Here is a 24,661-nt window from a genome sequence, read left to right on the forward strand (position 1 = left end):
AGAGTTGCGGCTCGGGTGCGAAGGTCTCGAGAATTGCCTTTATCCTGCCTCCTGGCTCCGATCGGTCATTCCAAATGGATGAGGTCGATCCTGACTACGAAGGAAATTGCAATTGGATAGCTCTATAAAAACTGCACAGGTGGTTCGCGTCCCTCCAAAAGCGAATAATGAGGCGCAACTGGCGGATTGACAGATGTAATATATCCATTATTCTGGATATATGGAAAGCAACAGCGCGATAGCGGCCCTTGCGGCCTTGGCCCAGAACACCCGCCTTGAGACGTTCCGTCTGCTCGTGCAGCACGAACCGGATGGAATTCCGGCTGGCGAACTCGCCCGGCTCCTCGATGTCCCGCAAAACACGATGTCGGCGCATCTTGCGACGCTGTCCCGTGCCGGGTTGGTCAAGAGCGAGCGCCACAGCCGATCGATCATCTATCGGGCCGACCTCGACGGCCTGCGCGATCTGACACTGTTCCTTGTCAAGGACTGCTGCGGCGGTTCGACGGAGCTTTGCGCGCCGCTCATCGCAGAACTGACGCCATGCTGCGCGCCGGGGGCGAAGCCATGTTGAGCGCGATCGCATTGCACGAAGTGGCCGGTAGTGACGCTCGTCTTCGGGAAGCGCTCCGTGCGGCGGATCTCCCGACCAATGACATTGAAGACGACGGCCGAGTAAGATGTCGACATTTGAACGATACCTGACCGTTTGGGTCTTCCTCTGCATCGCCGTCGGCATTGCCTTAGGCCACCTGATGCCTGGCGTCTTCCAGATCATCGGCAGTGCTGAAATCGCTAAGGTGAACATCCCCGTCGCGATCCTGATCTGGTTGATGATCATTCCGATGCTTTTGAAGATCGATTTCCGGTCGCTCACGCAGGTTGGCTCCTACTGGCGCGGGATCGGTGTCACGCTGATCATCAACTGGGCGATCAAGCCGTTCTCCATGGCATTGCTGGGGTGGCTGTTTGTCGGCTGGCTCTTCCGGCCATATCTGCCCACGGATCAGATCGACTCCTATATTGCAGGCCTGATCATCCTTGCCGCGGCACCTTGCACGGCCATGGTCTTCGTCTGGTCGAACCTGACACGGGGCGAGCCGCTGTTCACGCTCTCGCAAGTGGCTTTAAACGACGCGATTATGGTCGTCGCGTTCGCTCCGATCGTTGGTTTGTTGCTTGGTCTTTCCGCGATTACGGTGCCATGGGCGACGCTTGCCCTGTCCGTCGCTCTCTACATTGTCGTGCCCGTTATCATCGCGCAGGCTCTCCGGAGCGGCCTGACCGCCGACGGGACCACTCGGGCACTCGATGGCCTCCTTGCCAAGCTCCAGCCGCTGTCGCTGGTCGCGCTGCTCGCTACCCTCGTTCTCCTGTTTGCATTCCAGGGCGAGCAGATCATCGCGCAGCCGACCATCATCGCTCTGCTCGCGGTCCCGATCCTGATCCAGGTCTACTTCAACTCCGGTCTCGCCTACCTCCTGAACCGAATGTCGGGAGAGCGCCATTGCGTCGCCGGACCCTCCGCACTCATTGGCGCCAGCAACTTCTTCGAATTGGCGGTCGCCGCCGCCATCAGCCTTTTCGGGTTTCAGTCGGGAGCGGCGCTCGCCACCGTCGTCGGTGTCTTGATCGAGGTGCCGGTGATGCTCTCGGTCGTCTGGATCGTGAACCGCTCGAAAGGTTGGTACGAGGCATCGCCCGCCGTTTCCCGCAACACCATCATCGAAAGGCCCTGACCATGGAAGCCACCATCTATCATAACCCGGCCTGCGGCACGTCTCGCAATACGCTGGCGCTGATCCGCGCCGCGGGGATCGAGCCCACCGTCATCGAATACCTGCAGAACCCACCATCGCGTGCGCAGCTCTCGAAGATGATCGCAGATGCCGATCTGACGGTCCGCGATGCGATCCGTGAGAAGGGCACACCCTATGCGGAACTCGGCCTCAACAACCCTGATCTGAGCGATGACCAGTTGCTGGATGCGATGCTCGCGACTCCGATCCTGATCAACCGACCACTCGTCGTCACCCCGCTTGGCACCAGACTTGCCCGCCCCTCGGAGGTCGTGCTCGACATCTTGCCGGTCGATGCCTTCAAAGGACCGTTCACCAAGGAAGACGGCGAGCAGGTTCTCGACCAGGAAGGAAAGCGCATTGTCTGAGACATTTCCCGCATTACACGACGACCATCTCCAGCCGATCGCCCCAGGATCGCTGCGGCCAGCATTCTCGACGCACAAGCCGAGAATCCTGATCCTCTACGGATCACTCCGCGAGGTGTCTTATAGCCGTCTGCTTGCCTTTGAAGTCCGTCGGCTGCTCGAACGTCTTGGATGCGAGGTACGGATCTTCGATCCGGCCGGATTGCCGCTCCCGGATGAGGCACCCGTTAGCCATCCCAAGGTTCAGGAACTCCGCGACCTCTCCCAATGGTCGGAGGGCCAGGTCTGGATCAGCCCGGAGAGGCACGGGGCCATGACCGGGATCATGAAGTCGCAGATCGACTGGATCCCGCTGTCGCTTGGCTCCGTCCGCCCGACCCAGGGCAAGACCCTTGCGGTGATGGAGGTTTCCGGCGGCAGCCAATCCTTCAATGCCGTGAACCAGATGCGCATCCTTGGCCGCTGGATGCGAATGATCACCATCCCCAACCAGAGCAGTGTGGCGAAGGCGTTTCAGGAATTCGACGCTGACGGCCGGATGAAGCCCTCATCCTACTACGACCGCGTCGTCGATGTCTGCGAGGAGCTGGTTAAGTTCACCATTCTCACCCGTGATGCATCGTCCTACCTGACCGACCGCTATAGCGAGCGGAAGGAAGAAGCGGCCGAACTGGAGAAGAGAGTGTCGCTCAAGTCGATCTGACGGATTAAACCGCTGCGGTGGTAGGCTGGCGGCAGGACGCTGCCACCGCGACGAATGCCGCGATGCTAATCGCCCCGAGGCATGCGTTAGCGACGAGGGCGGAGCTCAGCTAGATGTTCTCCATGGCCGCCGCGAACACGAAGGGCGCCCCGGCGCCGACTGCCAAGCTGTTCGATGGGAGACGGTTGGTAGTTCAACACATCAAATCTGATCGTAAGCGGTTGACGCAGTGATGATCCGTCAATCGAAGTAACGAGTCGTAAAAATCGCCGCAATCACGGCGCCGACTTCGCGATTGCGAGGTTCCCCAAAAAGGAGATTGTATCTGCGCGGGCGGTGTCGCCAGTGCCATTGGCAACGAGACCGAGCTTGCACTAACATTTCAGGTATTCAGTCAATCGAGGTAAGGAAATTCCGTCCCATGAACACACGATTTCTCGAAACCTTCCTCTGGGCTGCAAGACTGAGCAGTTTTTCGGCCGCTGCGGAACGCCTGCACACTACGCAAGCTTCTGTGTCTAATCGCATTGCCGCCCTTGAGCGTGAACTCGGAGTTCTGCTGTTTACGCGAGATGTGCGCTGCGTCAACCTGACGCCTGCAGGTCGGTTGGCGCTGCAACATGCAGAAAAGATCATCAACCTCACCGGCGAGTTCCGACAGATCGTCAGCAATAGGGAGGCGTTGAGGGGCACGGTGCGCATTGGTGCGGCTGATACGATCGTATATGCTTGGCTGCCGCTTTTGATCCGTCGCATGCACGAGCGATACCCCGGCGTCAGTCTCGATCTCACCATCGACACCAGCCTGAAGCTCTCCCAGCGCATTCAAAACGGGGAGGTGGATGTCGGTTTTATCATGGGCCCGATTATGTCTGCTGACATCTATAACGCGCCCCTTTGTACCTTCGAGTCCTGCTGGGTCGGCGCGGTCGAGTTGCCGCTACCTGAAACGGGTGTCACACTCGAAGATATTGCACATTTTCCGTTACTTACCTTTTCCACGGGTTCGCAGCCGCATCAGGCGTTGCGCGCTTTGCTCGATTCTCACGGGCTGTCCGACAGCCGCATCTACAATTCCAATTCGCTGTCGATCATGACCCGCCTTGTGGCGGCCGCCGTCGGTGTGGGTGCCTTGCCGCGCGTGCTGGTGGACGGCATCATCAAGTCAGGCGAGGCGCGTATTCTGGATATCAGTCCCTCTGTTCCGCCGCTCACTTTCCACACCGTTTATCAGGAGCGTGGCGACAACGCGATCGCCAGGGCCATTGCCGATATGGCGACCGAAATCGTCAGCGAGACTACCACGCAATGGATGACATCCGTCGCCTAAAATTTGCGCTGCAGCGCAAAATGATTAATCTATAAGCTTACCTTATGGGTTTCGATAGAGTTTTTCCGTTTGTAATGGAAACAGTTCCCGTTCTTAATTCTCCTCGCAACATGAGAGGAGAGCAACGTGAAAGTCTCACTTGTTCAAATGAATACCCAGAATGACAAGGCAGAAAACCTGAAGGTTGCTGCCGATCTTATTGATAAGGCAGTCAAGGCGGATAATCCAGACCTTGTTGTTCTTCCTGAATACTTCGCATTTCTTGGAGATAATCCTCAGGAAATGCATGAGAGCGGGGAAGAGTTTCCCGGCGGCGAGATTTACACGCTGCTCTCTGGGCTGGCCAAGAAGCACGCGATCACGCTGCATGCCGGATCCATCGTCGAGAAGGAAGGCAACCGCTTTTACAATTCGACACTCGTTTTCGGTCCTGATGGCAGCCAGATCGCCCGTTACCGCAAAATCCACCTGTTCGACGTGGATACGCCGAACGGCATCAGCTACCGTGAATCCGACTCGGTCGCCCGTGGCGAAGATGTCGTGACCTACAAGGTGGGCGACAAGACGGTTGGCTGTGGCATCTGCTACGATATTCGTTTTCCGGAACTCTTCCGCGCCCTGCGCGACAAGGGTGCGGACGTCATCGTTCTGCCGGCTGCCTTTACCCTGATGACCGGCAAGGACCATTGGGAAGTTCTGGCCCGCGCCCGCGCGGTTGAAACCCAGACCTACTTCCTGGCCGTTGGCCAGATCGGCACCCATGCCGGCGGGAAGAAGGCCTGCTGGGGACACTCCATGGTCATCGACCCATGGGGCCACATCGTCGCCCAATGCTCCGACAGCGTCGGAACGGCCGGGGCCGCCCTCGATTTCGACTATTCAGCCAAGGTGCGCGCCAACGTACCGGTGGCGAACCACCACGTTCTCTGATCGGAGAAAGACCTAATGTTTATCGCCAACCCCATGCCGGAACAGATCGGCGCAGACATCATCGAGCTTCTTGAGAAGGTCGAGGTGGCAACGATCGGTCACGTGCTTCACTCCGGCTTCGTCGATCCTGAAATCCGCGCCGTCCTTCCGGGCAAGCGCGTGGCCGGTACCGCCGTCACGCTGCGCATCCCGAATGCGGATTCGACCATGCTCCACTATCTCTCGCAATTCGTGCGTCCCGGGGATATCGTCCTCATCGACCGTTGCGGCGATACCCGCCACGCCTGCTGGGGCGGTGTGATCACCAACACCATGAAGATGGCAGGCGTCAAAGCCGGCGTCGTTGATGGCCCGGCGACCGATTTCTCGGAATTCGCCAAGGTCGATATGCCCATGTGGTGCCGTGGCCCTTCGCCGATCACCACCAAGATCCTTGGTCTGGAAGGCGCGATCAACATTCCCATCAGCGTCGGCGGGCAGACGATCAATCCGGGCGATGCGATCCTGTGCGATGAAAGCGGCGTTGTCGCGCTTCATCCAAGCCAGGCCCGCGCCATGGCCGAGCGCGCCATCGGCATGCAGGAAGCAGAAATCGTGCTTCTGGAACGCCTGCGCAACGGTGAGAAATTGCCCGATATCTCCGGCGCCAACAAGCTCGTTCAGGCCAAGCTCAGCGCCTGATGCCTTCTCACCGGTGGCGGACCAGTCCGCCACCGCCAATAATAATAGAGGGAACAAGACAATGAAGAATATGATACTTCTCAGTGGAATTTTCATGCTCGGTGCGGCCGCCATGCCGGCGCATGCGCAGCAGAGCGTGACGTTCCTCGGCTATAGCGGCCTTTTCCAGGAGCGCTACACCAAGGCTGTCATCGAACCTTTCATGGCGGCCAACCCGGACATCAAGATCGAATATTTCCCGCAGCAGGGTTCTGCCGCAATGCTCGGCTCGCTGCGCGCGCAGAAGGCTGCTCCGCAGTCCGATGTCGCCCTGATGGACGTTTCAGTCGCCAAGACAGGCACGGACGAAGGTCTGTTCGACAAGGTTGATGAAAGCGTGTCCAAGAACGTCGCCGATCTCTACCCCAACGCCCGTTTCGAGGGCGTGGCCGGCGTTGGCGTAACGTTCGACAATCTCGTGCTCATTTACAATACCGATGCCATCAAGACGCCGCCCGACAGCTGGAACGCCCTGAAGGACAGCGCATTCAAGGGCAAGGTCGCCATGCTCAGCGCCCCCGATATCGTCGGCATCGGCACCACGATCATCATGGATCACATGAATGGCGGCACTGATTTCATCAAGAACATCGATGCCGGCATCAAGGCCATGGCGGAAGTTGCGCCGAATGTTCAGACCTGGGAGCCGAAGCCGGAAGTCTATCCGAATGTCGTTAACGGTCAGGTTTCGCTGGGCGTGGGCTGGAACGCCCGCAGCCAGGTGAATGCCGACGGTTCCAACGGCAAGATGAAGGTGGTTCTGCCGAAGGAAGGCACGATCCTCCAGATCAACACGCTCAACCTCGTCAAGGGCGGCCCGTCGTCCGAAGCCGCGCGCAAGTTCGTTGATTATGCGTTGAGCCCGGAAGCCCAGGCGGCCTTTACCGCCGCCATGTATTATGCGCCGACCAACGCCAAGGCAACGGTTGCTGCCGATGTGAGTGACCGCACGGTCGTCAAGGCGATGGACAAGGTCATTCCGGTGGACTGGATCGGCCTCTCCAAGGTCCGCGACCAGATCACGCAAGATTGGCGCCGCAAGGTCATCCCGCTCAGCCGGTAAGACTTTTAGGCCTGGTGTCGGCTCATTTCATCCCGGTGCTGGGGCCGGGGGAGGGGTGGGTCGAACCGGCCAGGCATTCCGAGGAACCGCAAGGTCCTTACTGCGCAAGCAACCGCCAACAGCGCACGCGAATTTCGCTGCGGTTGCTTAGATCAAGAACAGCACGTGTCCACTCTTTCCTCAAGGGTCGGACGTGGTCTGGAGAAAGGCAAGAAGCCAGAATGGGAACGTCAGATATCATGCAGCCAGGATTCCTCTCGATCCGTTCACTGACCAAGCGCTACGAGACAGTCGTTGCCGTCGATAATCTCAATCTGGAGATTCCCAAGGGCGAACTGGTTGCCTTTCTCGGCCCTTCCGGCTGCGGCAAATCGACGTCGCTGCGCATGATTGCAGGCCTCTCTCCCGTTTCTTCGGGCTCAATCCTGATCGACGGCAAGGACGTCACTACGCTTGCACCCTACAAGCGTGACATTGGTCTTGTTTTCCAAAGCTACGCGCTCTTCCCGCACATGACGGTTCTTAAGAACGTCATGTTCGGTCTTGAAATGCGCAAGGTGCCGGCGGCCGAAGCGGAGCGCCGTGCCCGCGAAGCCATTGCCATGGTGCGGCTGGAAGGGCGCGAGGATCGCCGCCCCGCCCAGCTTTCCGGCGGCCAGCAGCAGCGCGTCGCGCTGGCGCGCGCGCTCGTGATCCAGCCGTCCATCCTTTTGTTCGACGAGCCTCTTTCCAATCTCGATGCCAAGCTGCGCGACGAGATGCGCGCCGAAATTCGCCGTATCCAGAAGCAGCTTGGCATCACCTCGATTTTCGTCACGCACGATCAGGTGGAAGCGCTCAGCATGTGCGACAAGGTCGCGGTGCTCAATGGCGGGCGTCTGGAACAGCTCGGCACGCCGCATGATCTTTATGAGCGCCCGGCAACGGCGTTCGTCGCGTCTTTCGTCGGCCGTACCAACAGGCTGGTGGGCAACGCGGCCGGAGACCGCATCACGGTCGGCGATGCGGTGCTGCGTGCGCCCGGCGCACATAGCGGCGCGATCGACCTGATGGTAAGGCCGCACCGCATGGCAATGACAGTCGCGGGCGACGCCGTTCCCGATTTCGGCGGAGCTCCCGTTAACCGCATCGCCGGCGAAGTCCGCGATGTCTATTATGCCGGCGATATCCTGCATTACGAGATTGCCGCCGGTGGCCAGACCCTGTCCGTCGAGCGTGCGACGTCGGGCGGCGAGACCCCGGTTGCGGCAGGCAGCGCGGTCAGTCTCGTCTGGCGCGTGGAAGATACTCTGGTCTTTGGAGCAAACCAATGACAGCGGCGGTCATGATCACGGCTCCCGGCGGCCGCACCTCCACCATCGTCGTTCTTGCAACCCTGCTTCTGGGGCCGATCATTGCGGTTAACGGTCTCGCCTTCGTCATGCCCGTCTTCAATCTGCTGCTGCTTTCCTTCCGCGAAAGCCTTGGCGGGGGTGGTCTCGGCGAAGCCCATACGCTCGACAACTGGACATCGACGCTGACCGACGGTTTCTATATCGAACTGATTGGCCAGAGCATCCTGACCAGCCTGATGATCACCATCCTCACCCTCATCGCTTCCTATCCCATCGCGCTCTATCTTCACCGGGCGCAAGGCCGCTGGAAGACGCTTCTGCTGGTGCTGGTGATTTCGCCGCTTCTGACCTCGGCTGTGGTGCGCACCTATGGCTGGATCGCGATCCTCGCCGATGATGGCCTCATCAACAACATCCTGCTTGCGCTCGGCGCTGAAAGCGGCGTGCGGCTGCTGTTCAACAAGGTCGGCGTCGTCATCGGGCTCACCGAAATCCTGATGCCCTACATGATCCTGGCGCTGCTGGCCGGTTTCGGCAGGCTCGATCCGCGTGTCGAGGAAGCGGCCGAAACGCTCGGCGCATCGCCATGGAAAGTATTCTGGCGGATCATCGTGCCGCTCACCATGCCCGGCGTAGCGCTCGGCTGCCTGCTTTCCTTCGTTCTGGCCGTCAGCTCGTTCATCACGCCCAAGCTGCTCGGCGGCGGACGCGTCTTCCTTCTGGCAACGGAAATCTACGACCAGGCGATCGTGACGCTCAACTGGCCGCTCGCCGCCACGCTGTCGATGATCATCCTCGTGATCTTCGGTGCGGCCCTGGTGCTTTATTCCCGGCTTCTGCGGGCCATTCTGTAAAGGAAAAGAATATGGAAGACCGTCCCGCTCCGCTGGCGCTGAAAATCGTCGCCTTCACCATGTTCCTTTTTCTGCTGGCGCCTGTGGTGCTTGTCGTGCCGATCTCGTTTTCGGCGGATAGCTACATGGCCTTTCCGCCGTCCGGCTGGAGCCTGCGCTGGTATGTGGAACTCATGCACAATTCCCGGATGATCGGCGCGCTCGGCACAAGCACGCTTCTCGCCGTCATCGTCACCGTGCTATCGATGCTGATCGCGCTGCCCGCCTCCTACGCAATCGTGCGGATGCGGGTGATCGGCGCGGATGCATTGCTCGCCTTCTTCACCGCACCGCTGCTGTTGCCGACCATCGTTCTCGGCCTTGCGATCCTGATCGTCTTTGCCGGTGCGGGCCTGCTCGGCACCTTTACGGGTCTGGTGATCGCGCATCTGATCATCGTTTTGCCCTATGCGCTGCGTGTGCTTACCACGTCGCTTTCGGGCCTGCCGCTGATTTACGAGGAGGCCGCGTCCACGCTGGGGGCATCCCCTCTCAAGGTCTTCTGGCGCGTCACCATGCCGATGATCGCGCCGGGTATCGTCGCGACGGCAGCGCTGTCCTTTCTTGTCTCGTTCGATGAAGCGGTGATCTCGCTGTTCCTCACCGGTCCGCGCATCACGACCCTTCCCGTCGCCATGTATCAGCATGTCGAAACCCAGGCCGATCCGCTGGTTGCGGCCATTTCCGTTCTGCTGATCGTGCTCACGCTTGCCGTCGTCCTCATCGTGGACCGCACGGTGGGCCTGACGAAGACCTTCGTGAAGTAGGGCGCAAAGGATGGCCTATCGACAGATCGCCGCCGGCACGACCTATTGTTTCGACGATTTGAAGACCCTGATGGCAAAGGCGACGCCGGAAAGGTCCGGCGACCAGCTCGCCGGCATTGCGGCGGAGGGGCCGGTGGAAAGACTGGCGGCGCAGATGGCGCTGGCCGATCTGCCGCTCTCGACCTTTGTCGGGGAGGAATTGATCCCTTCCGAGGATGACGAGGTGTCGGCGTTGATCGCGCGCCAGCACGACGCACGGGCCTTCGCGCCGGTCGCCTCCCTGACGGTCGGGGAATTTCGCGAATGGCTACTCAACTCCAGGGTCGGGCACGTGGAACTTGAAGCAGTAAGCTGGGGTCTGACGCCGGAAATGGTGGCGGCCGTCTCCAAGATCATGCGCCTGCAGGACCTTGTGACAGTGTCGGCCAAACGCGAAGTCGTCACCCGTTTTCGCAACACGATCGGTCTTTCCGGCCGCCTGTCCACCCGCAACCAGCCAAATCATCCGACGGATTGTTCCCGTGGCATTGCCATCTCGGCCATTGACGGATTGCTACTCGGCAGCGGCGATGCGGTGATTGGCGTCAACCCGGCCACCAGCGCCGTGCCGGACTATATCCGCGTCGTGCAGCTGCTGGACGATTTGCGGCAATGGCTCGACACTCCCACCCAGACCTGCTGCCTTGGCCACGTGACGACGGCGATCAAGGCGATGGAGCGCGCTGCACCCGTCGATCTTGTGTTCCAGTCGATTGCCGGCTCCGAGAAGGCGAATGCAGGTTTCGGGGTCGATCTTGCCGTCCTGCGAGAGGCCCGCGATGCCGGCCTGTCGCTGAAGCGCGGGACCGTCGGCACAGACCTCATGTATTTCGAAACCGGGCAGGGCGCCGCCCTTTCGGGCGATGCGCATTTCGGAGTCGATCAGCAGACGATGGAAGCGCGCGCTTATGCCGTTGCGCGTGAATTCTCGCCGCTTCTGGTCAATACCGTCGTTGGCTTCATCGGTCCCGAATATCTTTATAATGGCAAGCAGATCATACGTGCGGGCCTTGAAGACCACTTCTGCGGAAAGCTGCTCGGCCTGCCGATGGGTGTCGATGTCTGCTATACCAACCACGCCGATGCCGACCAGGAAGACATGGACGTGCTTCTGACCATGCTATGTGCCGCCAATGTGAACTTCGTCATCACCGTGCCGGGTTCTGACGATGTCATGCTGAACTACCAGACGCTCTCCCATCACGATTCAATCTATGCCCGTGAAACGCTGAAGCGCCCGCCCGCGCCGGAATTTGAGGCGTGGCTGGTGAAGATGGGCGTGACGGATGCTGGCGGCCAGATGATCGAGAACCCGGCGCTGATGAATCACGAGCTCCGCGAACTCTATTTTCTGGGAAGTGATGCCGCCTGATGCGAGACCGCCGGCCCTTCCTCATCTCCGGCCCGCCGGAACGGCTCAAGGCCCTGCGCACGGCAACCGAGGCGCGCGTGGCGCTCGGCCGCACCGGTGCAAGCCCGCCCACGCGCGCAGTGCAGGCATTTCTGCTGGATCATGCCCAGGCGCGCCAGGCCGTGTGGCGTCCGCTGGATATCGATAAGGTGGAGCATGACCTGCGTGCCTGCGGTGCGGATGTCGTGCATGTCGCAAGCCGCGCCAGGGATCGTGCGGATTACCTGCGCCGGCCCGATCTCGGCCGCTCCCTGTCAGACGAGGGCCGCCTTGCACTCGACGGGCAGGCCAAGGGGGCGGATGTCGCACTGGTGATCGCTGACGGGCTTTCGGCAACGGCTGTGGACATGAACGCCGTTCCGGTGGCGCAGGCGTTGCTTGAGGCGCTTGCAAGCAACGGATTGACGGTTGCGCCGATCATTCTTGCCACACAGGCGCGGGTGGCGCTGGCCGATGACGTGGGCGCGGCACTCGGCGCAAAGGTGTCGGTGATCCTCATCGGCGAGCGACCGGGTCTTTCGGCGGCCGACAGTCTCGGCGCCTATGTCACCTTCGAGCCGGAGACCGGATTGCCGGATTCCCGACGCAACTGCATTTCCAATATTCGCGATGGTGGCGTGCCGCCCATTGAAGCGGCAGGCAGGATCATGACCCTGATCAGCGCCATGTTCCAGCAGGAGACGAGCGGCGTGACGCTGGTGGAGTTCGAAAAGCCGGTGACGGCTCTGCCCGACTGAAACACGGCGAACCTCATGCATAGCCACGAACCGGCAAGGTGCATCGGCCCGATCCGTCGCATCTGTTGGTTTCGCTTTCGAACCACGACAATAAAGGCAAGCCCATGGACCCCAATCCCTCCACAGCATTCGACGTCGCCATCATTGGCGCTGGCGTGGTCGGCTGCGCGGTTGCCCGCCGTTTTGCGCTGGCAGGTGCCAAGGTTATTGTCATCGAAAAGGGTGCCGATATCCTCTCTGGGGCATCGAAGGCCAACAGCGCTATCCTCCATACCGGCTTCGATGCGCCGGAGGGCAGTCTGGAGCTGGAATTGGTGAAGGCGGGTCGGGCAGAATATCTGTCCATTCATAGCCAAATGGGCCTCAGTCTCGTTGAAACCGGCGCCTTGGTATGTGCCTGGCATGCCGATGAGGCGCGAAGCCTGGAGGCGATTGCCGAGCAGGGGCGGCGCAACGGCATTGCCGAGCTCGGTCTGCTCACGGCCCGACAGGCCCGGGACACCATGCCCGGCTTGTCTGGCCAACTTGTCGCAGCACTCGAAGTTCCCGGTGAACACGTCATCGATCCCTGGTCAGCGCCGCTCGGTTATCTCACGCAGGCGGTGGCGCTTGGCGCGCAGCTGGTGCGCAATGCCGAGGTGCTGTCCGGTGCGTTCGATGGCGAATGGCGGATAGAGACGACGGCAGGTCCGATCCGTGCAGCAAGCGTCGTCAATGCGGCCGGGTTGTACGGCGATACTGTCGATGCGCGGCTGGGTCTTGCCCCCGATTTCACCATTAAACCTCGCAAAGGCCAATTTGTCGTTCTGGACAAGGCCGCCCGCCGGCATGTGCCGCGCATCATCCTGCCCGTGCCCACCGAAATCACCAAGGGCGTCGTCGTTTGCCCAACCGCCTTTGGCAACGTTCTCATTGGCCCGACAGCTGAAGAGCAGGATGACCGCGAGCGTGCGACGGTGGAAACGGCGGCGCTTGAGGCGCTGCTCGCACGCGGCAATGCCATTGTTCCGGCACTCGCCTCCGTCTCCGTGACCGCCGTCTATGCCGGCCTGCGCCCGGCATCGGACAAGAAACATTACCGGATTTCCGCCCGGCCGGACCGGCGCGCGATCACGCTCGGCGGGGTGCGGTCCACGGGGCTCAGTGCGGCGCTCGGCCTTGCGCAGCATGCCGTTGCGCTTCACGAAGGTTTTGGCACGCATTTTTCACCCCCTGCCGCGGTGCCTGACGTGACGATGCCAAATCTCAGCGAAACCTGCGAGCGGGACTGGCAGCGCGCCGATCATGGCGAAATCATCTGTCATTGCGAGCTTGTGACCCGCCGGGAGATCGACGCGACATTTTCCAGTCCCGTGCCGCCGGGCGATTTCGGCGGCCTGCGGCGGCGCACCCGTGCGGGCATGGGGCGGTGTCAGGGTTTTTACTGCAATGCCCAGCTGGCGGCGATGACGGGCGACCGTCTGGCCGTACCGCTTGCCGTCCCTGCGGGAGACGACCGATGAGCGCAGGGGAGCCTTTTCATGAGACGAGGGACAACGATGCGGTTGCCGATGTCATCATCGTCGGCGGTGGCCCGGCGGGTGTCGCGGCAGCGCTGGCGCTGAAGGAACGTGGCGTTGCACGCGTAACCATACTCGAACGTGAGCCGGCGCTTGGCGGCGCACCCCGCCATTGCACACATTCGCCTTTCGGCATGCGCGAATTCGGACGCATCTATTTCGGCCCGGCCTATGCGCGGCGTCTGCAGCGGCAGGCGCAGGCTGCCGGTGTCGATATCCGCACCGGGCATTCCGTGGTGGAACTGGGGCAGGATGGTACGCTGCTGGTGACATCGGCGCGCGGGGTGGAGAGGTTGAAATCCCGGCGCATCGTGCTGGCCACGGGCGCGCGTGAAAAACCACGCTCGGTGCGGCTCTTGCCGGGCGACCGGCCAGTGGGGGTCGTGACGACAGGCACGCTGCAATCCTATATCGCTTTTCACGGCATCATGCCCTTTCGCCGGCCGCTCATCATCGGTTCGGAACTGGTTTCCTTTTCCGCGCTGCTCACCTGTCTCACGCATGGGGCACGGCCGGTAGCAATGATCGAGCCGGGGCCGCAGCCGCTGGCGCACCCGCTTTTCCGGTGGTTTCCACGATTGGTCGGCATACCCTTTATGTGCAATGCGACGCTTGTGGATATACGCGGGCGCGGGCGCGTCGAAGAGGCGGACATCCGTCTGTCGGATGGTCGTATCATGACCGTCGCATGCGACGGTGTGCTGCTCACCGGGCAATTCACGCCCGAGGCAGCGCTTTTGCATGCATCCCCGGTTGATGTGGCGGCGGGCAGCGAGGGACCTTTGATCGATCAGGACGGCCGGATGGCCAACCCGATCTTCTTCGCCGGCGGGAACGTCTTGCGGGCCGTGGAAACGGGCGGTTGGTCGTTTCGCGAAGGCCGCCGTGTGGGCGCTGCCGTTGCGGCCGATCTTGCCCGTGAACCCTGCCTTACGCGGGCGGTGCCGGTCACATTCGCAGAACCGATCAAACTCGTGGTGCCCGCCATGGTGCGGCAGCCGGGACTGGACGAAGCGACCTTTCGCGATTTTCAGCTGCGCTTTACCAGACGTGTGCAAGGGCGACTTTCGCTTCATCTTGACGGCAGAGAAGTATGGAGCAAGAGCGGCCTGTGGCTGCCCGAACGCCGAGTGCGCGTGCCGATACCCCGCGCGGTGGCTGAAGCAGGCGCGATTGCTTTTCACTTTCTGGAGACGAATTGATGCGCGTTGCAGCGATAGATCAGGGAACGACATCGACCCGATGCCTCGTGATAAGCGAAGACGGGATGGTTGAGGTCGCTTCGAGTCTGCGCCACGCGCAATCATATCCGGCTCCCGGCTATGTAGAGCAGGATCCGGAAGAATTGTTGCGCAACATCCGCGAGGTACTGGCGGCAGCCGGACCCGTCGATGCGATAGCCATCGCCAACCAAGGCGAGAGTTGCCTTGCGTGGGATGCCGAAAGCGGAGAGGCGCTGTCTCCGGTGATTGTCTGGCAGGATGCCCGCACCGCACAAGCTCTGGCCGCTTTACCGCATTCGGCTGCGGAACTATCGAGACAAATCTGCGGACTACCTCTTGACCCCTATTTTTCCGCGAGCAAACTGTCGTGGCTACTCAAGAACAATTCTGCGGTGGCTGAGGCGCGCACAGCAGGACGTCTGCGGCTCGGTACTACCGACGCCTTCTTTCTGGATCGGCTGACGGGATGTTTCTGCACTGACCTGGCAACTGCCTCTCGCACGGGACTGCTCGATCTGGCAACCGGGGCCTGGAGCCCGGCACTATGCGCGCTGCACGATATTCCCATGGACTGCCTTCCCCCGATCGGCAGTGTTGATGGCGGCTTCGGTGCGATTGAGGGAACGCCTGTACGCGTTTCCATTGTCGATCAGCAGGCAGCGCTTTATGGACATGGTTGCCGCAGGCGGGGAAAATGTAAGATAACCTTTGGCACAGGCGCTTTCCTTCTCGCGGTCACTGGCAACCATCGCCCGCTGACGGGCGAACTTCTCCCGACCATTGCATGGCAGAAGCAAGGAGCCGCCGCCGTGCTTGCTATCGAGGGCGGGGTGTATGATGCAGGCGCTGCGCTAGAATGGGCGCGAAAGATCGGCCTTTACGCCGACAATTCCGAACTGGACGGTTTCGAGGGACCATCGGCTATTCGTCGAGGCCTTGCCTTCGTCCCAGCATTGTCCGGCCTTGCCGCGCCCTACTGGGATAGGAGGGCTGCGCCACTCTTCATTGGCATGGACCATTCCACGGAGCGGGGTGATATGGTGCGCGCACTGCTTGAAGGTATCGCTTTGCTGACCGTTCAGCTCATTGAAGCGGCGCAGGCTGTCGTGCCGATCGGCGACACGATCTCGATCGATGGTGGCTTGTCGAAGAGTCGATATTTCGCCGCCTTCCTGGCCGCGGCCAGCAATCGGAGAATTCGCGTGCCCGCGATGCACGAATTCACGGCGCTCGGTCTCGCAGAGCTGTGCGGTATCGACTTGGTAGCCGCGCGAAACGATGCCGAGATATTCACACCCAATGGATCAGTCGATGTGGAAGACCATGCTCGCTTTGCGCGTGGTATAGACCTGGCAAGAGAGTGGCGGAGCGTTTGAAGTTTTGGAACTTCGCCCTGACGGCGCTCATACTTCTCTTTCATCTCGGCAAGCATGTCGAGAATAGTTTTGTCCGGTGCTTTCGCAGTATACAGCTCAGTCACTCCAAGCTGCTGCATCGCCTTGGATAATCTCTCACATGTAGGTCGCTAAGTCTCGGGTTTGGAGCGAGGTATCGCAAACCTTGCCGACGGCAGAGGTTCTTTCAGAGATATTACCGCCCTTTCTCCGGCACTAAGGATGAGCCGATGCCAGCACAATTATGTCTTTTGTCTGCCTCGGCAGAATGCGCCCGTCCTCATCGTAGCGACTTTTCACAAACGAATGGATCTGATGAAGCGTTTGCTTGATCGTCTGGAGGAATGACGGTTGAACGGAGGCGAGATTATGTGAGCGCAAGCCCGACGCACAGACGTAATCGCGGGGCCGAAAAAGGAGATCGCCAGTTCTGATCCTTTCAAGAGCAATCGCCTCCCCAGCTATCCTCAGGTGGCTTTCGCCAGCCGCCGGATCGTTTGCGGCGGCTGCCCATACTGTCGCATGAAGGCATCGCGCATGCGCCGAAGATCAACGAAGCCGCATTCTTGCGCAATTTTCTCCATGGGGTGACGGGTTTCTTCGATCATCAGGCGAGCGGCCTCAAGGCGGATTTGCTCGACGGCCTTGGCGGGCGTCTGGCCGGTTTCGGCATGGAAAGCGCGGCTAAACTGGCGAGTGGAGAGGGCCGCAACCTCGGCCAGTTCTTCCACGGTCAACGGGTTGGCGAGGTGTGTTTTGGCGTGGATCAACGTCTTTTGAATGCGGTCGCTGCTGGGCGCGAGCTGAAGCAGTTCGGAATGCTGCGACTGGCCGCCAGCGCGACGATAATGCATCACCAGCCGCCGGGCGATGGCGCTTGCCACGTCACGTCCCAGATCTTTTTCGATCAGTGCCACGGCAAGGTCCAGGCCCGCGGTCAGGCCGGCCGATGTCCAGACCGGTCCCTCGTTGATGAAGATGCGGTCGTCCTCAACCCGCACATTTGGAAAGGCTCTGCGCATCTCCTTGGCATAGGACCAGTGGGTGGTTGCGCGCCGACCGTCGAGAAAGCCCATCTGCCCCAGCAGAAACGATCCGGTGCAGAGCCCTGCGACCCGCCGCGATCCCTTCGCCATGGCACGTAAAGTTGCAAGCGTCGTTTCATCCTGCTGGGGAGGGGGTACGAGACCTGCCAGAAGAAGCAGCGTGTCCACCTGTCCTACGTCTTCGAGTTTTATCGTCGGCACGGCAAAACCGCTCGATGACAGGACAGGTCCGCCTCCGACCGAGGTGATCGAGAGGGTGTAATACGTCTCATCCCGCAACACATTTGCCAGCTCGAAGGCGGCCTGGACGCCAAGCGCCAGAAACTGGAAACCGGGCGTCAGCACCATGGAAACATGAGGCATTCAACCCTCCAACCGTATGTCCGAAAAACGTAGTTTATACGTCATATCGGACAAATGTCATTTTGTCCATAACGTCCTTGTCGAAAGCGATGGCGCTTTCTCCACAAACAAGGAACGGATCCATGACCACCAAGGGAACTGCACTCATCACCGGCGCCTCCACCGGCATCGGCGCAATCTACGCCGACCGTCTTGCCGCGCGCGGCTACGACCTGATCCTCGTTGCCCGCAACAGGGAAAAGCTTCAGACGCTCGCCTCGGCGATCTCGGATAAGACTAACAGTGCAGTCGAAGTCCTTGCCGCCGATTTGGGCGACGCGGCCGATATTGCAGGCGTCGAGAAGGTGCTGCGCGAAGATGCCAGCATCACGGCGCTGGTCAACAATGCCAGCATCGGCACGCACACGACTCTGCTGGAAAGTGATGTTGATCGTATGGAAGCCATGGTGCGCCTCAACGTGACTGCCTTGATGCGCTTGACCTACGCGGCGGTGCCAGGCTTCGTGGCGCGCGGCGGCGGCACTGTCATCAATATCGCCTCGATCGTTTCGGTTGCGCCAGAACTACTCAACGGCGTCTATGGCGGGACAAAGGCCTTCGTTCAGGCGTTCACCACCTCGCTCAACCACGAACTTGCGGATCGCGGCATCCGTGCCCAGGCCGTGCTGCCCGGCGCGACACGGACCGATTTCTGGGCTCTTGGCGGCCTGCCGGTCGAGCATCTTCCCACCGAGATCGTGATGCAGGCGGAAGACATGGTCGACGCCGCCCTTGCCGGCTTCGATCAGGGCGAAACCAGTACCATTCCGGCGCTCCGGGATATCGAACTGTGGAATGCATATGAGTCGGCACGTCTCGCCCTTGGCCCGCAGCTCTCAGCCACCCGGCCTGCTCCGCGCTTCACGACGGTAGCCTGAACACGTTCGAACTCTCTCCAGAATGAAAGACTGATCCCATGAAACTGACTGGCAACACCATCTTCATCACCGGCGGCACGAGCGGTATCGGGCGGGGCCTTGCGGAAGCACTCCATCGCCTCGGCAACAAGGTGATCATCTCCGGGCGGCGCACCACGTTGCTCAACGAAGTGACAGCGGCCAATCCCGGCATGGCGGCGATTACGCTCGATGTATCTAGCCTCGACAGCATCCAGTCCGCCGCACGGCAACTGATCAAAAACTATCCCGACCTCAATGTGGTGTTCAACAATGCCGGCTTCATGCCCTTTGATGATGTCTCCGGCCCGATTGACGACGCCATCGCACAGGATCTGATCGCCACCAATCTGCTCGGGCCCATTCGTGTGACCTCCGCGCTGATAGAGCATCTGAAAACGAGACCCGACGCAACCGTCCTGTACACCAGCAGTGTGGTCGCCTTCGTTCCGATCGCTACGAATGCAATCTATTCGGCGACCAAGGCGGCGCTTCATTCTTTTGCGCTGTCGCAACGCTTTCAACTGCGTGATACCAGTGTGCGCGTGCAGGAGATCGCCCCGCCATGGGTGGACACCGATCTGATCTATAAAAGCGGTGACCCGCGCGCCATGCCGCTACCCGATTTTATCGAGCAGACGCTCGCCGCGCTTGCGACAGACGCCCCCGAAGTGCTCGTTGATGCAATCAAGCCGCTACGTGACAATCCGGGCGCTAACGAGCACGGCTTCGTCGAAGCGTTCAATCGCAATATCGTCAATAATCCGATCCCGGTCGGAGCTTGAGATAAAGGCCGATGGCGCTCGATCCGATAGACATCGGCCGAAATCTGTCGGCAGAGCACGCAGTATGCTTCGGTCTTTGTGATTTACCTCAGAGCGCGCGACTGCAAATGCTTGGAGACTTGAGCGGAGGCGGAGCCGTTGCGCAGGAAACTTAGCAAATAAGAGACGAAAAAGGCGTCGCAGAATAGCCTCGTCGACGGCTCCTTGACGGGCGGCGGGCAGTAGCGCGCGGTGCAGCTTGTCCCGCAACTGGCGACGCGCATTCGTTGATCATTTAAGCTCGGGAAGCCAGGCAGGCGAGAGGATTTCGGGCAAGTTCCTCCAGATTGAGACCACGAATGACCGCACGAAGTTTTCGTGCAAATCAATAAAGGCGAGACTGCCGCTGATCTCATTCAACGCCAATCCTATTTCGGCACGGAGTGCGCCTCCATGATGCGCGGGCTCAAACCGCAGATCGCTTGTTCGATAGCCAGCAAGAGCGGAATTGCACTCAAGGGTTCGTAACTTCATTTCTAATGAGGAATATGCGGAGAGGGATAAAGCGCCGCGCCAACCTTCCGAGCAGCGGCCGCTAGGCGCTTATCCCTCGTCCACAAGCTGGATCGTCGGTCCAGGAGAGTTGAAGTCAACAAATGAGCATCAGTATAGCCGATCCCCATGCTGAATATCGAATGGCGATCAATGACTGTCATTACCTCTGCATGGGTTGCAACTACTGCTTCACGCTGAGCTGTGAGAAACGCTAATACCGCATCACGTTCTCGCAGACTACCCAAGGCCAGTTCACCTACAACGAAGGGGTGGCAAAGTAGCTGATCATCTCCTATGATTTTGACTAGCTCCAGGTCTACGTGTCGGAAATGATCAATCCAGATTGAACTGTCGACAAGGATCACTTCCCCACTTCGCTCCGGCGGCGAGGCGCTGCCTCAGCCTCAGGCATCGTGCCTCCAAGAGCGATTAACCGCTTGCCAGACTCGACTCGCACCAAAGTCTCTAGTGCTTGACGCACAAGAGCCGCTGTTTCCTTCGTACCCGTAAGAGACTTTGCTCTCTCCAAAAGGCTGTCATCGAGATTGATGGTTGATCGCATAGCTAGCTCCAAAACGTTGATACGCAAATAGCACCAATTGGTGCAGAAATCTACGCCCATCAAGCTAGCATTGTTTTTGTACCCTTTGCAGTCGCGGTTCGAATCTCTTCAAGAGCAATGCCATTTTTTCATTCGTTTCTATCCAATTTCCCCGACAAGGCTGGTTCGCAAGGCACTAGCGAGCAGTATGCGCTTGAGCGCCTCTTCCCCGGTGACACCGACGCAAAGCGAGCCTGGGAGGAGTTGAAGACGTTGATGAAAATCCGCTTCAATGAGGGGCTTGCCGGAAGACTGTCGACTAAAACCGTGGATGAGATCCTTGATGAGGAGATTTCCGAGGGTCGTGCTTGACTGCCCACATTCTGACCGCGGAATCAGATCTACGTTCGGTAAGCCGAAGCATCAATATCCATTCAGCAACCGGCGTAGTTGGTGGATCAGCGCTTGAGATAGCCCTAGAGCGTCTCGTCCTAGCGAAGAAATTTCGGTTTCATATTACGAAGAATGGAAATCGCCGCGATCCGTCCTCACCGTAAGGACGGCATGACGATCTTCGCGTTCATCGCGAACGACTATGATCGGCAGATTGGAGGCTGGCAGGCCGATATCCATTAAACGCTTGCGCGTTTCCGGCATCGCGTTTCATCGGCACAATGCCGCGCCCTTGATGCGATACTGGAGTGCCTGCGGAGTTCTGCAGCAGCCGGTATCGGCAGAAAGCAGGCTGAGCATCATCACGGAACACCGGCACCAGGGCTTGGCCTTCACAACCTGGAAAACGGCTTCGCTCTGCCGTATCCCCGTTTTTCTATTTTACGTTGATTAATATTCGTTAAGCAAAATTAATCCATCGTTAACCATGTTGGCCTAGTTCTGCCTCTTAAGCCGGCTTCGTATCGGCGCAATAAAGGCCAACTTTTTGTTCCGCGTATTGGCAACTTGCTCATTCTTCCCGTTTGAAGGTGGAACGTTGAATGCGGTCTCGTTGGCTTCCAGCTCTCCTTTGCACCATTGCCGCCAGCGCCCTGGCGACAGGGTGTGCGAACGGTCCGAACGCTCGAAAACAACAGGCAGGCGCCATAAGCACGGCAGCGTCCAGCGGCAATGTTGGTGGGATGCATGGCGGGGATTTGCCAGGTGTGACCGGCTCCACAGCCAGCCCCGCTACATCCCAGACGCGCGAAAGCGCCGAGCACAAGGGGCCTCTGTCGCTTGAGACCGCAGTCAGAAAGGCAGTAAACTGGCACCCTGCCGTGACGGAGACGATTGGCCGGTTGCGCCAGCAGACTGAATCCGTCAATGAAGCCCGCGCCGGTTATCTTCCAAATCTCAGCTGGGGGCTGGATTCCTCCTATAGTACCAATCGATCGGATCGCTACAGTCCGGATCTCAACTTCAATGTCTCCCAGATGCTCTATGATTTCGGCAAGGTCGACAACCGGGTGAAGATTGCCACGGCCGGGATTGCGGGCCGGAAATCGCAGGTTCTGATGGCTGTGGATGACCTTGCTCGTGAGGCGGCCTATTCGGTCATTGAAATTCAGCGCAACCGTTCCCTGCGGGGTGTAGCGCGAGACCAGATCAAGGATACGAAGGCGATTCTCGAACTGGTGAAATCACGCACGGACAAGGGCGCAAGCACGCGTTCCGACCTGCTGCAGGCTGAGGCGCGTGTTCAGGCGGCAGAGGCCACCTTGCTGGAAATGGAAGGGCAATTATCCCGATGGGAAGCGGTGCTTGCGAATTTGAGCGGCATTGCGGGACGGATCGACGTATTGGATACGATACCGGCCTGGCTGTCAAAAGCCTGCATTACCAGGGAAATGGACTGGTCGCGTGTTCCCGCGGTCATGCAGGCCGCGGCGGATCGTGAAGCCGCAGCCGCACAGATCGATCTCGCCAAGGCCGAAGGCCTGCCGACCCTGTCTCTCGATGCGGGAATTGGCGTCGATGTTACCGAGATGAGTTCTTTCGATCCCGAATATACCGTCGGATTGCGGGTTACGGGCAGCCTTTACAATGGTGGCGCAACAAGCGCGCGGCGGAACATGGCCGTGCAGGCGCTCGGCGCATCACAGGCTGCGGAGGCGCGTGCGCGGGTCGATATCCTGCGAAACCTCACGGAAGCCAGCAGTCAGATTTCCAGCAAGGAAAGCCTGCGCCGCTCACTTTCGACGCGTCAATCGACGATGAGACAGACCCGCGATCTCTACCGTACACAATATGTTGAACTGGGCACCCGCACCTTGCTCGATCTGCTCAATGCCGACCAGGAACTTCACGCCGCGAGGTTCGATATGAGCAACATTCAATATGACCTGCACAGGTTGAACATCGATTGCACTTTCAATGCCGGGCGGATGCGCGAAGCCTTCGCGCTCGAAGGCCAGACCGTTCAAGGCATATCGCTCTAGGCGCAACTTGTTGCGCCCCTTGATGGCAGCGACCTATCTATTTGATATTTGTCAATTTTCGATGGATAGGACGTTCGTCTTTCGATTGAAGATCGCCTCTGCGTCGTCTTGCTTTCCTGCCACATATTCCCTCTTTTTCAGCCTTCTTGGACAGCACCTGTCGAAGCCGAGATATCCCTGCTCAACGCAAAAATACGGGCTGGTTTTCCGGTCGCAAACAGGGTTTGCAGCCTGGCATTCTGACGACGGCAAGCCACGCGCTGCACCCTTCATTTTCCCCGTGGATTTTGAGGGGACGTCAGTACTGTTATTTCGGAGAGGTGAGTACAACAGGACATGCTAATGCTCTCAGCGGTTGTTTTTTCCTTGCGACGTTCGGTTTTTATGCAATTATGAGGATGGGAGAGGGCCCTGAGAGGGAAAATCCCCTGAGACAAGAGATGAGAGCCGTTTGATTACAGGCTCTGTACGTCGCAGCGGTTAGCCGTTCGCAAAACTCCATTTTCTTGAATGTTGCTTGGTGTTCCAGGCGACAGTGAATTTCTGTCGCCGTGTTTCCGCGTTGCAGGAGGACAGTTTCATGGTTGCGATAATAACCGACAAGGCCGCCGGAAGTTCTCGGACCGTGTCGCTCGACAACTTGAACATAGACAAGCCCAGCATTGTGCAGATTCGCGCCAGCCGCAACGAGGTCTCCGACTTTGTGCGCGATGGCGACGATTTGCTGCTTCGCATGCGATCCGGTGAGACAATCCGGATCGGAAACTTCTATCGCGAGGCCGATGGCGACCACAGCCAGCTGATGCTGGAAGACGATGATGGGAACCTCTGGCTCGGCGAACACAGTGACGGTTTGGCGGATTTCCGCTTTTCGCAGATTGAAGGCGTAGACCAACTTGTTGGAGCGTCAACGAGTGACGGCTCTATTCTCGGCCTTGCTGCGCTGGGCCTGCTTGCTGCCGGTGGCGCTATCGCAGGCGGAGGTGGCGGGTCTTCAGATGATGATGGCGATGCTGACGCAGATGCCGATGCAGATGCAGATGCAGATGCAGATGCGGACGCTGATGCAGATGCTGACGCAGACGCTGATGCCGACGCTGATGCAGATGCCGACGCTGATGCGGATGCTGACGCCGACGCCGATGCTGACGCCGATGCGGATGCAGACGCTGATGCTGACGCAGACGCTGATGCCGACGCTGATGCAGATGCCGACGCTGATGCAGATGCCGACGCTGATGCGGATGCTGACGCCGACGCCGATGCTGACGCCGATGCGGATGCAGACGCTGATGCGGACGCAGACGCTGATGCCGACGCTGATGCAGATGCCGACGCTGATGCGGATGCGGACGCAGACGCCGATGCTGATGCAGACGCTGATGCGGACGCAGACGCTGATGCGGATGCTGACGCTGATGCGGACGCCGACGCGGATGCTGACGCCGATGCGGATGCTGACGCGGACGCAGACGCAGACGCAGACGCAGACGCAGACGCTGATGCGGATGCCGACGCTGATGCCGATGCTGATGCCGACGCCGATGCGGATGCTGACGCCGACGCCGACGCCGATGCGGATGCTGACGCCGATGCAGATGCAGATGCGGATGCCGACGCTGATGCGGATGCGGATGCTGACGCCGATGCAGATGCAGATGCGGACGCAGACGCTGATGCGGATGCCGACGCTGATGCGGATGCTGACGCCGACGCCGATGCTGACGCCGATGCGGATGCAGACGCTGATGC

At 59.7% G+C, this 24,661-nt stretch carries 25 protein-coding genes and 3 pseudogenes; 23 read left to right on the forward strand and 5 right to left on the reverse strand.

Annotated features, from left to right (window positions below):
- Positions 1 to 220 precede the first annotated feature (220 nt).
- From ACFVTJ_RS23345 to arsH, 4 genes are all read left to right on the forward strand, one after another.
- Positions 221 to 574, forward strand: a complete 354-nt coding sequence (locus ACFVTJ_RS23345; protein ID WP_386910942.1) for an ArsR/SmtB family transcription factor — start codon at positions 221 to 223, stop codon at positions 572 to 574.
- Positions 575 to 680: 106 nt separating this feature from the next.
- Positions 681 to 1,739 carry an ACR3 family arsenite efflux transporter gene (gene arsB / locus ACFVTJ_RS23350; RefSeq protein ID WP_386910943.1) on the forward strand — a complete coding sequence of 353 codons (1,059 nt, stop codon included), beginning with the start codon at positions 681 to 683 and terminating at the stop codon, positions 1,737 to 1,739.
- A 2-nt stretch (positions 1,740 to 1,741) separates the two neighbouring features.
- On the forward strand, positions 1,742 to 2,167 hold the full coding sequence (gene arsC, locus ACFVTJ_RS23355) for an arsenate reductase (glutaredoxin) (protein WP_386910944.1): 426 nt from the start codon (positions 1,742 to 1,744) through the stop codon (positions 2,165 to 2,167).
- Positions 2,094 to 2,870, forward strand: coding sequence for an arsenical resistance protein ArsH (gene arsH / locus ACFVTJ_RS23360; RefSeq protein WP_386910945.1), 777 nt, complete (start codon positions 2,094 to 2,096; stop codon positions 2,868 to 2,870). The genes arsC and arsH overlap by 74 nt, the downstream gene beginning before the upstream one ends.
- A gap of 4 nt (positions 2,871 to 2,874) precedes the next feature.
- On the opposite strand, the pseudogene ACFVTJ_RS23365 reads toward arsH, so the two are convergent.
- Positions 2,875 to 3,039, reverse strand: a pseudogene (locus tag ACFVTJ_RS23365) (MFS transporter); the annotation flags it as partial.
- Between the two features lie 252 nt (positions 3,040 to 3,291).
- Between ACFVTJ_RS23365 and ACFVTJ_RS23370 the strand changes: the two are divergent.
- The 13 genes and pseudogenes from ACFVTJ_RS23370 to ACFVTJ_RS23430 form a co-directional block, all read left to right on the forward strand.
- Positions 3,292 to 4,200, forward strand: coding sequence for a LysR family transcriptional regulator (locus tag ACFVTJ_RS23370; protein WP_386910946.1), 909 nt, complete (start codon positions 3,292 to 3,294; stop codon positions 4,198 to 4,200).
- 126 nt (positions 4,201 to 4,326) lie between these two features.
- Positions 4,327 to 5,130 (forward strand): carbon-nitrogen hydrolase family protein, encoded by an 804-nt coding sequence (locus ACFVTJ_RS23375; RefSeq protein WP_386910947.1) that lies wholly within the window; start codon positions 4,327 to 4,329, stop codon positions 5,128 to 5,130.
- A gap of 15 nt (positions 5,131 to 5,145) precedes the next feature.
- Positions 5,146 to 5,811: an RraA family protein gene (locus tag ACFVTJ_RS23380; protein WP_174010606.1), complete on the forward strand. Its 666-nt coding sequence runs from the start codon at positions 5,146 to 5,148 to the stop codon at positions 5,809 to 5,811.
- Positions 5,812 to 5,872: 61 nt separating this feature from the next.
- The gene (locus ACFVTJ_RS23385; protein ID WP_386910948.1) at positions 5,873 to 6,913 is read left to right on the forward strand and encodes an ABC transporter substrate-binding protein; all 1,041 of its coding nucleotides are present in this window, start codon (positions 5,873 to 5,875) and stop codon (positions 6,911 to 6,913) included.
- A gap of 239 nt (positions 6,914 to 7,152) precedes the next feature.
- Entirely contained in the window at positions 7,153 to 8,226 is a 1,074-nt protein-coding gene (locus ACFVTJ_RS23390) for an ABC transporter ATP-binding protein (RefSeq protein WP_386910949.1), read from the forward strand.
- Positions 8,223 to 9,101 (forward strand): ABC transporter permease, encoded by an 879-nt coding sequence (locus ACFVTJ_RS23395; protein ID WP_386910950.1) that lies wholly within the window; start codon positions 8,223 to 8,225, stop codon positions 9,099 to 9,101. Before ACFVTJ_RS23390 ends, ACFVTJ_RS23395 begins: the two co-directional genes overlap by 4 nt.
- 11 nt (positions 9,102 to 9,112) lie before the next feature.
- Complete coding sequence (locus ACFVTJ_RS23400) at positions 9,113 to 9,907, forward strand: ABC transporter permease (protein WP_386910951.1); 795 nt, start codon at positions 9,113 to 9,115, stop codon at positions 9,905 to 9,907.
- Positions 9,908 to 9,917: 10 nt separating this feature from the next.
- Positions 9,918 to 11,318 carry an ethanolamine ammonia-lyase subunit EutB gene (locus tag ACFVTJ_RS23405; RefSeq protein WP_386910952.1) on the forward strand — a complete coding sequence of 467 codons (1,401 nt, stop codon included), beginning with the start codon at positions 9,918 to 9,920 and terminating at the stop codon, positions 11,316 to 11,318.
- Positions 11,318 to 12,094, forward strand: a complete 777-nt coding sequence (gene eutC / locus ACFVTJ_RS23410; RefSeq protein WP_386910953.1) for an ethanolamine ammonia-lyase subunit EutC — start codon at positions 11,318 to 11,320, stop codon at positions 12,092 to 12,094. The genes ACFVTJ_RS23405 and eutC overlap by 1 nt, the downstream gene beginning before the upstream one ends.
- A gap of 104 nt (positions 12,095 to 12,198) precedes the next feature.
- Positions 12,199 to 13,596: an NAD(P)/FAD-dependent oxidoreductase gene (locus tag ACFVTJ_RS23415; protein WP_386910954.1), complete on the forward strand. Its 1,398-nt coding sequence runs from the start codon at positions 12,199 to 12,201 to the stop codon at positions 13,594 to 13,596.
- Positions 13,593 to 14,855 (forward strand): FAD-dependent oxidoreductase, encoded by a 1,263-nt coding sequence (locus ACFVTJ_RS23420; RefSeq protein WP_386910955.1) that lies wholly within the window; start codon positions 13,593 to 13,595, stop codon positions 14,853 to 14,855. Before ACFVTJ_RS23415 ends, ACFVTJ_RS23420 begins: the two co-directional genes overlap by 4 nt.
- Positions 14,855 to 16,252 (forward strand): FGGY family carbohydrate kinase, encoded by a 1,398-nt coding sequence (locus ACFVTJ_RS23425; RefSeq protein WP_386910956.1) that lies wholly within the window; start codon positions 14,855 to 14,857, stop codon positions 16,250 to 16,252. Before ACFVTJ_RS23420 ends, ACFVTJ_RS23425 begins: the two co-directional genes overlap by 1 nt.
- A gap of 153 nt (positions 16,253 to 16,405) precedes the next feature.
- Positions 16,406 to 16,618 (forward strand): annotated as a pseudogene (locus ACFVTJ_RS23430) (type II toxin-antitoxin system RelE/ParE family toxin); the annotation flags it as partial.
- Positions 16,619 to 16,737: 119 nt separating this feature from the next.
- Here the strand turns inward: ACFVTJ_RS23430 and ACFVTJ_RS23435 are convergent.
- A complete protein-coding gene (locus ACFVTJ_RS23435) occupies positions 16,738 to 17,679 on the reverse strand; it encodes a GlxA family transcriptional regulator (RefSeq protein WP_386910957.1) in 942 nt (313 codons plus the stop codon).
- A gap of 122 nt (positions 17,680 to 17,801) precedes the next feature.
- Here ACFVTJ_RS23435 and ACFVTJ_RS23440 point away from each other — a divergent pair, with 122 nt between their 5' ends.
- Complete coding sequence (locus ACFVTJ_RS23440) at positions 17,802 to 18,596, forward strand: SDR family NAD(P)-dependent oxidoreductase (RefSeq protein ID WP_386910958.1); 795 nt, start codon at positions 17,802 to 17,804, stop codon at positions 18,594 to 18,596.
- A 38-nt stretch (positions 18,597 to 18,634) separates the two neighbouring features.
- Positions 18,635 to 19,399: an SDR family oxidoreductase gene (locus ACFVTJ_RS23445; RefSeq protein ID WP_386910959.1), complete on the forward strand. Its 765-nt coding sequence runs from the start codon at positions 18,635 to 18,637 to the stop codon at positions 19,397 to 19,399.
- Positions 19,400 to 19,914: 515 nt separating this feature from the next.
- Here ACFVTJ_RS23445 and ACFVTJ_RS23450 read toward each other — a convergent pair.
- Together ACFVTJ_RS23450 and ACFVTJ_RS23455 are read right to left on the reverse strand one after the other, a co-directional pair.
- Complete coding sequence (locus ACFVTJ_RS23450) at positions 19,915 to 20,298, reverse strand: type II toxin-antitoxin system VapC family toxin (protein ID WP_386910960.1); 384 nt, start codon at positions 20,296 to 20,298, stop codon at positions 19,915 to 19,917.
- On the reverse strand, positions 20,295 to 20,495 hold the full coding sequence (locus ACFVTJ_RS23455; protein ID WP_386910961.1) for a type II toxin-antitoxin system VapB family antitoxin: 201 nt from the start codon (positions 20,493 to 20,495) through the stop codon (positions 20,295 to 20,297). Before ACFVTJ_RS23455 ends, ACFVTJ_RS23450 begins: the two co-directional genes overlap by 4 nt.
- A 117-nt stretch (positions 20,496 to 20,612) precedes the next feature.
- On the opposite strand from ACFVTJ_RS23455, the gene ACFVTJ_RS23460 reads away from it, so the two are divergent.
- Positions 20,613 to 20,846, forward strand: a complete 234-nt coding sequence (locus ACFVTJ_RS23460) for an antitoxin (protein WP_386910962.1) — start codon at positions 20,613 to 20,615, stop codon at positions 20,844 to 20,846.
- A gap of 144 nt (positions 20,847 to 20,990) precedes the next feature.
- On the opposite strand, the gene ACFVTJ_RS23465 is transcribed toward ACFVTJ_RS23460, so the two are convergent.
- The gene (locus ACFVTJ_RS23465; protein ID WP_386910963.1) at positions 20,991 to 21,131 is read right to left on the reverse strand and encodes a transglutaminase-like cysteine peptidase; all 141 of its coding nucleotides are present in this window, start codon (positions 21,129 to 21,131) and stop codon (positions 20,991 to 20,993) included.
- 503 nt (positions 21,132 to 21,634) lie between these two features.
- On the opposite strand from ACFVTJ_RS23465, the gene ACFVTJ_RS23470 reads away from it, so the two are divergent.
- From ACFVTJ_RS23470 to ACFVTJ_RS23480, 3 genes and pseudogenes are all read left to right on the forward strand, one after another.
- On the forward strand, positions 21,635 to 22,909 hold the full coding sequence (locus tag ACFVTJ_RS23470; RefSeq protein ID WP_386910964.1) for a TolC family outer membrane protein: 1,275 nt from the start codon (positions 21,635 to 21,637) through the stop codon (positions 22,907 to 22,909).
- 580 nt (positions 22,910 to 23,489) lie between these two features.
- A pseudogene (locus ACFVTJ_RS23475) lies at positions 23,490 to 23,777 on the forward strand (BapA prefix-like domain-containing protein); the annotation flags it as partial.
- Positions 23,778 to 23,823: 46 nt separating this feature from the next.
- Positions 23,824 to 24,661 (forward strand): hypothetical protein (locus tag ACFVTJ_RS23480; RefSeq protein ID WP_386910968.1); only part of this gene is annotated, 838 nt, incomplete at its 3' end.

The organism is Agrobacterium sp. NPDC058088, from assembly GCF_042885035.1.
Classification (GTDB): Bacteria; Pseudomonadota; Alphaproteobacteria; order Rhizobiales; family Rhizobiaceae; genus Agrobacterium.